At 52.6% G+C, this 11250-nt stretch carries 10 protein-coding genes; 6 read left to right on the plus strand and 4 right to left on the minus strand.

Going from position 1 to position 11250, the window contains the following annotated elements; translation table 11 throughout:
- Positions 1 to 9: 9 nt before the first annotated feature.
- Positions 10 to 1068, minus strand: a complete 1059-nt coding sequence (locus OXF42_06745; GenBank protein MCY4047780.1) for an Mrp/NBP35 family ATP-binding protein — start codon at positions 1066 to 1068, stop codon at positions 10 to 12.
- Between the two features lie 10 nt (positions 1069 to 1078).
- On the minus strand, positions 1079 to 1603 hold the full coding sequence (locus OXF42_06750; protein ID MCY4047781.1) for a metal-sulfur cluster assembly factor: 525 nt from the start codon (positions 1601 to 1603) through the stop codon (positions 1079 to 1081).
- 69 nt (positions 1604 to 1672) lie between these two features.
- On the opposite strand from OXF42_06750, the gene OXF42_06755 reads away from it, so the two are divergent.
- Genes OXF42_06755 through OXF42_06765 form a run of 3 tightly spaced genes read left to right on the plus strand, consistent with a single transcriptional unit; the run spans position 1673 to position 3972 of the window.
- A complete protein-coding gene (locus OXF42_06755) occupies positions 1673 to 2461 on the plus strand; it encodes an aldo/keto reductase (GenBank protein MCY4047782.1) in 789 nt (262 codons plus the stop codon).
- On the plus strand, positions 2458 to 2679 hold the full coding sequence (locus tag OXF42_06760; GenBank protein ID MCY4047783.1) for a hypothetical protein: 222 nt from the start codon (positions 2458 to 2460) through the stop codon (positions 2677 to 2679). Before OXF42_06755 ends, OXF42_06760 begins: the two co-directional genes overlap by 4 nt.
- A gap of 45 nt (positions 2680 to 2724) precedes the next feature.
- Entirely contained in the window at positions 2725 to 3972 is a 1248-nt protein-coding gene (locus OXF42_06765) for a replication-associated recombination protein A (GenBank protein ID MCY4047784.1), read from the plus strand.
- A gap of 5 nt (positions 3973 to 3977) precedes the next feature.
- Here the strand turns inward: OXF42_06765 and OXF42_06770 are convergent, their stop codons facing one another.
- Together OXF42_06770 and OXF42_06775 are read right to left on the minus strand one after the other, a co-directional pair.
- The gene (locus OXF42_06770; GenBank protein MCY4047785.1) at positions 3978 to 5615 is read right to left on the minus strand and encodes an ABC transporter ATP-binding protein; all 1638 of its coding nucleotides are present in this window, start codon (positions 5613 to 5615) and stop codon (positions 3978 to 3980) included.
- Positions 5612 to 7336, minus strand: coding sequence for an ABC transporter ATP-binding protein (locus tag OXF42_06775; GenBank protein MCY4047786.1), 1725 nt, complete (start codon positions 7334 to 7336; stop codon positions 5612 to 5614). The genes OXF42_06770 and OXF42_06775 overlap by 4 nt, the downstream gene beginning before the upstream one ends.
- A gap of 144 nt (positions 7337 to 7480) precedes the next feature.
- Between OXF42_06775 and OXF42_06780 the strand changes: the two genes are divergently transcribed.
- The 3 genes from OXF42_06780 to OXF42_06790 form a co-directional block, all read left to right on the plus strand.
- The gene (locus OXF42_06780) at positions 7481 to 8683 is read left to right on the plus strand and encodes a DNA cytosine methyltransferase (GenBank protein MCY4047787.1); all 1203 of its coding nucleotides are present in this window, start codon (positions 7481 to 7483) and stop codon (positions 8681 to 8683) included.
- 2 nt (positions 8684 to 8685) lie between these two features.
- Complete coding sequence (locus OXF42_06785) at positions 8686 to 9669, plus strand: hypothetical protein (GenBank protein MCY4047788.1); 984 nt, start codon at positions 8686 to 8688, stop codon at positions 9667 to 9669.
- 1 nt (position 9670) lies between these two features.
- A partial coding sequence (locus tag OXF42_06790) for a hypothetical protein (protein ID MCY4047789.1) occupies positions 9671 to 11250 on the plus strand: 1580 nt, incomplete at its 3' end.

The following is an 11250-nucleotide window of genomic DNA, read 5'->3' on the forward strand; positions in this document are numbered from 1 at the left end:
TCGTCAAACCTACCCGTTTTCCAGATGTTTCAGAACCTCATCCGCCACTTTCGCAAACGCCAGAGACGCGGGGCTGTCCGGGTCGCTCTCCACAACCGGAACGCCGCCGTCTCCGCCTTTTCGCACATTGGGGTCAATCGGTATCTCTCCGAGAAACGGCACTTTGAACCTCTCCGCCATCGCCTTTCCGCCGCCCCTGCCGAAAATGTCAATCTTTTCCCCGCCCGGAACGTCAAGGTAACTCATATTCTCAACAATCCCGATGACCGGAATGTTCAGTTTTTCAAACATCAGAATCCCCCTCCGCGCGTCTATCAGAGAGACCTCCTGAGGGGTTGTTACTATGACCCCGCCGCTTAAAGGGGCGGTCTGCGCGATTGAAAGCTGGGCGTCTCCCGTTCCGGGCGGCAGGTCTATCACCAGATAATCAATGTTTGTCCACACCACATCCTCAACAAACTGCTTGACCGCGCCGTGCACCATGGGCCCGCGCCATATTACCGTTTCCTCTTCGTTTATCAGGTAGCCGATGGACATTATTTTGAGGCCGTATTTTTCCACGGGAAGCATCTTGCGCTCCGGAGTGGCGACCGGCGTTTCGCCCTGCGTTCCGGTCATCACCGGCGCGCTGGGTCCCCATATATCGGCGTCCATCAGGCCGACCCCGCTCCGCTTCTTCGCAAGAGACACGGCAAGGTTGACCGCAACGGTGGACTTGCCCACTCCGCCCTTGCCGCTTGCCACGGCGACATAATGCTTGATGTCCGGCAGTTTTTTCTCCGCCTCCCGCGCCTGCGGGGGCGACTTGCGGGGCGCGGCGTCCCGCGCCTCTGAGCGTATGTTAATCCCCTGCGCTCCCGGAGTTTCAAGAACTGCGGCGCGGACGGCTTCCTCCACCCGCTTCTGAACCTCAGGGTCCGGCTTGGGGAACACAAGGGAGACCGTAACCGCCGCCCCCTCGTCCACTTCAATGTTTTTGACTATGCCGAAAGATACGATGTCTCTCGTAAAACCGGGATATTTAACCTGCTTCAACCGCTTCGCAACGGTTTCGGGTGTGAGACTCATGCCGGAAAAGTTACTCCGCGCCGAGTTTTGCTTTCGCTTCGGGGCTCATCATGTCCGGATTCCACGGCGGGTCCCAGACCACTTGCACTATCACATTTCTTGCGCCAATCGCCTTGAGCGCCTCTTCCGCCTGCCCGGATATCATGCCGCCCATTGAGCATCCGGGAGTCGTGAGCGTCATCTTAATCCCCACATCGCCGCCGGATACGCGCACATCGTAGATCAGGCCGAGGTCAACTATGCTTACCGGCAACTCCGGGTCGTTTACCGTTGAAAGGGCGCGGAAAACGTCTTCCTCGGTCAATCCGCCCGGCGCGGCTTGCGCTTCCGGTTTTTTTTCAAACTTTTTGAACTCAACCTTTGAGCCGTCCGGAGCGGGGGTGTCGGGCTGAATGGTTATGACTTTTTTCATTGCCATTGCAAGGCGGATTGTAGCCGCGCCGGGGCGGGTTGTCAAAACGGCGCGGGGCGGGATAATATGCTGCCTCACCAGAGGCAAACGCCGCCGGAAATCTTTCATGCAAAAGAGCGCCATTATCAAAAAGACCGCCGCTGAGTTCACCGGCGCATGCGTTCCGGTTTGCGAACGGCGGGGAGCAGGGTTGTGCCCGTCAGACTGAAACCCCTCGGAAACACCGGCGAAAGCATTCCCGAAATCGGCCTCGGAACATGGAATTACGGCAGAGACACCGCGCCGCTTGAGGCGGGAATCAGCCTCGGAGCCCGTTTCATAGACACCGCCGAGGGATACGGAACGGAAGAGGTCTGCGGGCGCGCCGCAAAAACGGCGGGCGGGCGGGTCTTTATGGCAACCAAGGTTTCGGGAAAGCATCTCGGCTATGACGACATCCGGAGAGCCGCCTCCGCCAGCATCCGGAAACTTGGCGTTGACGCCATAGACCTTTATCAAATCCACTGGCCCAACTCCGCCTTTCCCATTGAGGAAACAATGAAAGCCATGCAACTGCTGGTTGACGAAAAAATCGTCCGTTTTGCGGGCGTAAGCAACTTTTCCGTCCGCGAGTTTGAGGAGGCGCAAAGTTGCATGCCAAACACGCCGATAGTCTCAAATCAGGTTCGCTACAGTTTGAGCGACAGGGAGATTGAGCGGGAACTGCTGCCGTTTTGCGAAAAAAACGGCGTAACGGTCATCGCCTACACCCCTCTGGCAAGCGGCCGCCTGTGCGGCGGCGGGGGCGTTTTGGGCGAAATTGCGCGGGAAACCGGAAAGACCCCCGCGCAAGTCGCGCTCAACTGGTGTCTGACACATGAAAATGTGGTGGCAATTCCCAAGTCCGACAGCGTTGAAAGAACAAGGGAAAACTGCGGCGCTTCCGGCTGGCGGCTCACCGCCGGGCAGACCGCCCGCCTGAACGGAGCATTCCCGTTATGACAGGCGGCGATGAGACGGCAAACGTGTGCACTTGCGGCAACACGGTGGGTTCGCCGCGCGTGTTTCCAAAGTCGCAATACACATTTTTCGGCTGGATACTGGTGCTGATGGGAATAAGCCACCCGCCCGTGAAGGTTACGTTTTCGTGCGAAAACTGCGGGCAAAGCGTCAAAACAATTACCGACCCTAATCTGCTCAGAAAGCACACCTACCGGTAGCCCCGCGCTTGTCCGTTCGGGGGCGGGGGCAGTATAGTTACTTTCATGCAGACCGCTCCTCTGGCAGAACGCATGCGCCCCCGCTCGCTTGACGACATTGCGGGGCAGTCCCACCTTGTCGGGGCGGACGGGGTTTTGCGCCTTGCCGGAGACGGCTCGCCGCGCTCAATGATACTCTGGGGACCCCCCGGCAGCGGGAAAACCACCCTCGCCCGCGTTATCGCGGAAGCGGCGGACGCCGAGTTTATACACATGGACGCCGTGTCTTCGGGCGTCAAAGAGATAAGGGACGCCCTTTCGCGGGCGCGGGACACGGGCGGCGGCGCGGTTGTCTTCATAGACGAAATCCACAGATTCAACAAGGCGCAGCAGGCGGCGCTTCTCAAAAGCGTTGAGGAGGGGCTGGTCGCGCTGATAGGCGCAACAACGGAAAACCCGTCATTTGAGGTCATCTCGCCGCTTCTGTCGCGGTGCGCGGTTTACCGGCTTGAGCCGCTGGGGGATGAAGACCTGCTGCTTATCATTGACAGGGCGCTTGAGACGGACGGGGCGGTGAGCAATGTGAAGGTGTCCGCCGAGGCGAAAAAGGAGATGGTCGCCCTCTGCGGCGGAGACGCGCGCGCCCTTCTGAACGGGCTTGAGACGGCGGCGGCGATTTGCGGCGGCAAAGAGGTTGATGCGGCGCTCGTGAGGGAGGTTTACCAGAAAGGCGTCCGCTACGACAAAGACGGGGACGAGCATTACAACACCATTTCGGCGTTCATAAAAAGCGTGAGAGCGAGCGACCCGGACGCCGCGCTTTACTACCTTGCGCGTATGCTTGACGCCGGGGAAGACCCTCTTTTTATAGCGCGGCGGCTTATCGTGCTTGCGTCCGAAGACATAGGAAACGCCGAGCCCTACGCCCTGACTCTTGCGACCGACTGCTTTACCGCAACAAACTACATAGGAATGCCGGAGGCGCGAATCATTCTCGCGCAGACGGCGACCTATCTTGCCAGTTGCCCCCGGAGCAACGCCTCCTACTCCGGGCTCAGAAAAGCCGAGCAGGATGTGAAAAAACACCCCGGCCTTGAAATCCCTATGCACATACGCAACGCGCCGACCCGTCTTATGAAGGAAATGGGATACGGCAGGGGCTACCGCTATCCGCACGATGAAAAGGACGGGTTTGCCGGGCAGGAAAACCTGCCGGAGAAAATCAAAGACAGGGTTTACTACAAGCCGTCCGAAAGGGGAAGGGAGGCGGCTTTGAAGAAATACCTCAGCGAAAAGTGGAAAAAGCGGCGGTAGGCGCGTCAACCGGCGGCAAACTTGTTGAGAGACGCATAAACGCCGTCTGCGGCGGCAAGTTGCTCGTGTGTTCCGCTCTCAACAATCCGCCCCTTGTGAACAACCAGAATGTTGTCCGCCCCGCGCACGCCGGAAAGCCGGTGCGCTATCGTAACAAGGCTGAAACCCCGCCGCCGCGAAAGGTCTCTTATCCGCTCTATGGTTTTCATCTCGGTTTCGGCGTCCATATTTGAGGTCGCCTCGTCCATTATGACCACCGACGGGTCGGAGGAAAGCGCCTCCTCTATGTTGCGAACCTGCCGCTCGCCGGATGAAAGAAACACGGCATCGCCGCTCCCCTCATAATCCCGCCTCTCCTGAAACACCGGGGCGACCCGCCTTCTGAGCCAGCCGGGGTCAGCCCCGGAAATGTCCGCGCCGTCAACCGTTATGCGCCCCCTCTGCGGCTCGTAAAGGCGGAACATAAGGCTGAACATTGTGGACTTGCCAGACCCCGTAAGCCCCACCACGGCAACCCAGCCGCCGGGGGGAACGTTAAACGAAACATCCCTCAGCGCCCACTTGCCGCCGCCGTAGGAAAACCAGACGTTTTCAAATTTCACCTCTCCCCTTCGCGGGGCGTCGGGCGAAAGAAGCCCCGAACGTTCCGGGGAGACGGCGTTGATATCGTAAAGGTTTTCCGCCGCCGCAATTGCGGACTGAAGAACGTTGTATTTCTCCGAGATCTCAAGCACGGGCCTGAACATCATCCGGGCGTAATAAAGAAAGGCGATAAGCGTGCCGGCGGTGAACCTGCCGTCAACTATGCCGAGGCCGCCGTGCCATATTATCACCCCCACGGACGCGACCGCCGCATATTCAATGAACGGGCGGAAAACCACATAAACCCACAACTGCTCCATGTTCGCCCGGAAGTTCTCGCGGTTGACCTTCTCAAACCTGCGGAGGTTGGGCTCTTCCCTGCCGTAGTCTTTAATGATGCGCAGCCCCCTGACGCTTTCCTGAACGAAAGAGTTAAGCATGGCGACCGAGCGGCGTATCATCCGGTGCGAAACCCGCAGCCGCGAGCGGAAAAGATGGGCGACCATAGCCGCGCCCGCCACCATCAGCAGCATTATCAGCGCAAGTTCAAAATCAAGCCGCAGCATAACAACCGTTACGCCCGCAACCACTATCAGGTCTTTTACGGTCTGAACCAGAACGGTTGAATACATGTCGCTTATGGAGTTCAGGTCATTGGAAACCCTTGTTACTATTCTGCCGGTGGGATTGTCGTCAAAAAACTTCTGCGGCAAAGACAGTATGTGCCTGAAAGAGCCGGTTCTGATGTCGTGAATTATCCTCTCGCCCGAAACCTTCAGCAGGTAGTTTGAAAGCGAAGACATTATGAAGATTCCCGCAACGCAAACCCCCATTGCGGCTACCGGAAGAACAAGCCCCGCCGCCCCGCCGTCTTTCAGAATATGGTCATCCACGGCGCGGGCGGCTATGTAGGGAACGGCTATCTCAAGGGCGGCGGTCAGAACCATCAGAACAAGGGAGGCGGCAAGAAACCAAATCCTGCCGCGTGCAAACGCCAGCAGCCACGGAAGCATTTTCCTGTCGCGCATTTCGCCGAATACGTATTTGTCGCCGCTTTTCATTGTGCCTGTATCCTGTCCAGCCCGGCGTATATGCCGCCCTTGCGCAAAAGGTCATCGCGGCTTCCGCTTTCGGCAACCGCGCCGCCTCCCATAACCGCAATCCTGTCCGCAATGCGGGAGGAGTTCACCCGGCTGGACATCACCACCAGAGCCGTCCGTGTGCGAGCCGCCCACTCGCGGAGATTTTCCATAACTCGCGCCTCGGTGGAGAGGTCAACCGATGAAAGCGCGTCATCAAGGATGAGGACGGCGGGCTCAAAAATCACCGCGCGGGCAAGGGCTATTCTCTGTTTCTGCCCCTCGGAAATGTTAATCCCCCTCTCCCCCAGCACCGCGTCAAAGCCGCCGAAATCCTCAATTTCCTCCCTTATTCCGCACACCCGCGCCGCCTCTTCCGCGCCCCCGCCGTCCGGGGCGGGCTTCATAAAGTTGATGTTTTCCGCCACCGTTCCGCTGAAAATAAACGGGTCGCGCCGCACCACCGAAACCAGCCCCGCAAGAGTCCGCCGGTCAAAAGAGCGAATGTCCTTCCCGCCGATAAAAACGCCGCCCCCGTCCGGAACAACAGCCCCCGCCGCGACAAGGGCAAGAGTGGTTTTGCCGCAGCCGGTCGCCCCCGTGATGAAAACCGTCTCTCCGGGGCTTGCAAGCAGAGAGCAGCCGGAAAGAACCTCTTTGCCGTCAAAGGAAACGCGAACATCCCGCGCTTCCAGAGCGCCCCTCGGAGCGGGGGAGGGAAGCTGCCCGTCCGGGGTTTCGGGCTCGCAGTCAAGTTTTAGAATGGAGTTAAGCCGTTTTACCGAGGAATTGCCTCTGCGAAGTATGTCCTGAGCCCAGCCCATCGCCATCATGGGCCAGTTGAGCATGGTCAGGTAAACCAGCATCGCCGTGAAATCGCCGAGAGTGATTGAGCCGTTCATGGCGCTTGAGCCGCCGAAGTAGAGAAACGCCACGCCCGCCATGCCCACGCACAGCGATATGGCGGGCTGGTAAACCGCCCACAGCCCGGCAAGGTGTATGTTGCTTTTCACATAGTCGCCGCTTGAGCGGCTGAACATCTCCGCCTCTTTGCCCTCCAGCCGGAGGGATTTCACCGCCTTCATTCCGTGAAGCGGCCTTCTTGCGCTCTCCGTGAGTGTTGAAAAGAACTCCTGAGTCCGCCCGAAGCGGGTTTCTATCTCCCTTCCGCCTTTGACGACAAAAACCATCATCAGCGCAAACGGAGCGCACACCACCGCCGCAAGTCCGGGCGATATGTAAAACATCGCCCCCATTATGAAGGTGAGGAGGAACAAGCCGTCATAGGCGACCAGCACACCCAGCCCGCATGCAAACTTGAGCGTCTCTATGTCGTTGACGGCGCGGGTCATAAAGTCTCCCACTTTGCGCGAGTCAACGTCTTCCATTCCGAGGCGTTGAAGGTGGGAGAAAAACCGGTTTCTCAAGCTTTGTTCTATCTTGCGGGCTGAGCCCATTATGAAATACCGCCATCCGAGGCGGAACACCGACATTACAATCCCCATGCCTAAAATTGCCAGAGCGCAGGCGCGGATGATTGCCGCCGTGTCGGGACCGCCTTCGGTAAATGCGTCCGTTGCCCGCCTGATAACAAGCGGAATTGCCATTTGGATAAGGTCAACGACCGACAGGGACAGAAAGCCTACAACAAGGCTCTTTTTATGCTCCCGCAGAAGGGAGGGTATGCTGGTTTCTCGCGACAATGGGCTTTTAATTTACAACAAATGAAAGCGCCTTGCTTGCGGGGGGTTCTTGGCGGGCGGCGGAGCCGCCTTCCCGCCCACAAGAGGAGGCGTTGTATTGAGTCAAAGCACAAATTCTGATACCATATCCGCCATTCGCTGATTATGCAGAACTCTTGCAAAAAGACGGGCACAAAGCCCACCTATATATCCCTCTATGCAGGGTGTGGGGGGTTTGATGTTGGCTTTGCAAATTCCGGATACGAGTCATTGGGCGCGTTTGATATAGACCCCCTCGCTTTACGCAACCTTCACACAAACATAGGGTCGCCAGTTTATCAGTGTGACTTAAGCAAAGAAGTTCTCCCTGCCAGACTTGACCAATCTCCGGAAGTCGTTATATCCGGGTCTCCGTGTCAAGGGTTTTCCACTATAGGGAAAAGAGATGTGGATGATTTCAGGAATAGACTGCTTCTTTCAGGGGCAAGGGTAGCCCTAAAGTTGAAACCCAAGGTGTTTCTGGCAGAGAATGTTCCCGGTGTCGTATCAGGAAAGCACAAAAAATACTGGGAAGAGTTGCAATATGTGATGGCTCAAGAAGGCTACAATATAAAGGAAATGAAGGTGGATGCTTATGACTTCGGCGTTCCTCAACACAGAGAGCGTATGTTGCTTTTTGCTTGGCGGAGAAACTGCACGCTTGGAGACTTGTCCAAGGGAAAGAAGTCAACTCTCAAAGAAGCGTTCAAAGGTGTAAGATGGCTAAAAAATCACAATGTGGAACTGCTGGATGAGGATTCAAGAGAATACAAGATTGCCTCTCGCATAAAGCAAGGAGAGAAGCTAAGCAATGTAAGAGGGGGATGCCGGTCTGTGCATACATGGGACATTCCGGAAGTTTTTGGGGAAGTAACCAAACAGGAACGGTTACTTCTGACGGAGATGATTTCGTTGCGCCGGAGACATAGGCTAAGAAATTTCGGTGATGCCGACCCCGTTGAACGAAGATTGTTGGAGGCAATGTTTAGCCGTCCGTTAGTGAAGTCTCTGTTAAGAAAGAACTATCTGGAGGAAATTGGCAATAGTGTGGATTTGGTAGGTAGATTCAACGGCAAGTTCCGCCGACTGTCACTTGAGGGGCCTTCTTACACTGTTGATACGAGGTTTGGGCTTGCCAAGAACTTTCTCCACCCATCTCAACATCGCGGTATGACGGTTAGAGAGGCTGCAAGGATACAAGGATTTTCGGATGACTATGTGTTTACAGGGTCAGATTCTGATCAATACAAAATGATAGGGAATGCTGTTCCGCCACCAATGAGCTACGCATTGGCCAAGTTCATACAAAAAAGGTTGTTGAGTAACTGATTATGTCTAACTTCATAGATGATAAGATAGGCACTTGGGAAGATAGTGAAAAAGCGATGGAAATTTATCTCATGCTTGACTATTTGGAGAAGCGTCTGTTTCGCACCTACGAGGTATCGCTTCCGCCCAATCCTGACTTTTGGACTAGATGTCGTCAGTGGATTGCTAACGCAAATAATAAGAAACAACTGGAAGAAAAACTCTTCAAGAGTATAACTCATATCTTCTATGTTGGCCCCGAAGAGTTTAACGAACTCTACAGAAGCGCTTATAATGACCCTATTGCCAAATGGCTGATTGACAATGAAAATATTGCCTTCACAGACCCCTGTGCCGGAGAAAAACTTAAAGAATCTGTTAAGAAGACATGGTTTTGTCCAATCTCAGACAGTATGGCAATCAACAAGTTTTATCATATTAACAATATACCAAGTTGTGTATCTGATGTTAGGCCAGAATTGAGGGCATTAACACAGTTTGGTGACGAAAGCAAAATCCTAGATTATATAGATAAGAATAAAATAGATTATATTGTGTTGCTGGAAGATTTTGTAGGTAGTGGAAGTCAAATGAGCAATTCTATTCAGCGTATCAGTTTCCTTGTAAAAAAAGTAAATGTCAAGATATTAGTGGTTCCCCTGATAATTTGTCCAAAAGGTCATAATCTGTGTAAGAGTTTATCCAAAAGACTTGACATTGAATTTTCTCCCGTATTGCCATTGGGAGATGAGGTTTTCATTCCTAAAATCTTCCCGAATGATGCGGAACCTCACATAAAAGATTTATCAGATATGGCACATGATACTTACCAACAAGTATCAAACAACATTCCCCCCGGAGCAAGGAAACCTTATGGCCCACTTGGTTACAAGAATACAGGTGGTCTAATAGTAATGTTTACCAACACGCCGGATAATACATTGCCGATGTTTCATTGGACTTCTCAGACTTGGGACCCCATCTTCCCCAGACACAGCAGGAATTAAAATGAGTGAAAGAATAAATCCATTTAGCGACTTGTATCTAACCGAAGCCATAAGTAGCAGTGACTTCGTGAGGTTGTTTAGTCCGGTATTCGTAGAACAGGCAACAGCATTGTATCAATCTGGTAATGTCATACTAAAGGGTCTGCAAGGTAGTGGAAAATCCATGTTGCTTAACCTCTTAAAACCTGAGACAAGATTAGCTTACAAATCTGAAGCCATAGAATTTCCTGTCCCCCCTCAACTCAGAAAATTTATATCTGGAGGAATTAATTTGCGAAAATCTGGAGTTGCTGCTGGGTTCGCACAACTAATTACACCCAATTCTGATACAAGGACCATTAATGAACTGGCATTGCATTTTGGGGATTGTGTCAACTATTGGATTGTAGATGACTTGCTTAATACGATCGAGTTGCACTCAAAAGACAGAGTAATTGCAGGTGAAATAGGAATAACCATGGACACTTCTATTCTTAATGAGTTTGCTCATCAGTTGTCTCAATCAGATTCTTGGTTGAATGGAATAAAGAAAGCAGACAACATTAAAGCCATCAGGACTCAATTAAACAAGAGGATAGTGATTTATAAAAAGTATATGAACTTGAATACTGATGATCTTCCACCAGATGTAAAGTCTTCAAAAACGATTATTGGAGAACCAATCTCTGCAACTGCGAGTCTTCTAAAACAGTCCGGTGTTCTGCAAGAAGATGTGAATGTTCTTCTAAGAATCGATCAGTATGAACTACTTCCCGATCTAGACCTTTCCGGTAAAGGATTTGGACAATCATGCCAAACACTGGTTCACAAAGCATTGTCATCTCGGTCTGGTCTAGTCTCATACAGAATTGGAGTTCGGAATTATGCATGGCCAGACAAACCTCAAATATTTGCGACCAATGAATCATTAGAAGAGATGAGGGATTTTTCTGATCTGGATATTGACGATAGACTTAGAAGGAAGGAAAATGATAACGGGTTATTCCCCAAACTCTCTCGGGATATTTTTTATAGAAGAGTATCAATCAATTACAGACCTAAAACCGATAATCCAATGAAAGAAGTTTTGGGCTCCACACTTTCTGCGAAAGAGAAATGTTCCCGAATCATTGTAGAAGAAGACTCCAGAATAAATAGAGGGTTAAGGTTAGAAGATAGCTGGCCTGATGAATGGAAACAATTTCTCAAAGATCTTTGTGTAAAGGATCCATTTAGCGCGAAACTTGCTGAGGCATGGGTTCGACAGAAAGAGAAAGGGCGGAAAGAAATTATGGTCAACATACCGACACCGCCATATCCTTGGGATAAGAAGGGAAAAGTATATTGGAAGAAAGAACGTGCAGAACAAGCATTACTACAGTTAGCATCCAGAAATAGACAGCGGCCTCTATGGGGTGGAGTAGATGATGTGATAGGTATTAGCAATGGGAATGTCCTTGTTTTTCTTTTTATCTGTCAGCATATATGGGATTCATGGATCAGGAATACACGTGATAAAAGATATGTGTCAGGTGAGTTGCCCAATATTGATTTAAAAACGCAATCTTATGGCATAGAATATGCCAGTGGGGAATGGATGAA

The organism is Candidatus Dadabacteria bacterium, from assembly GCA_026708565.1.
GTDB lineage: Bacteria > Desulfobacterota_D > UBA1144 > Nemesobacterales > Mycalebacteriaceae > Mycalebacterium.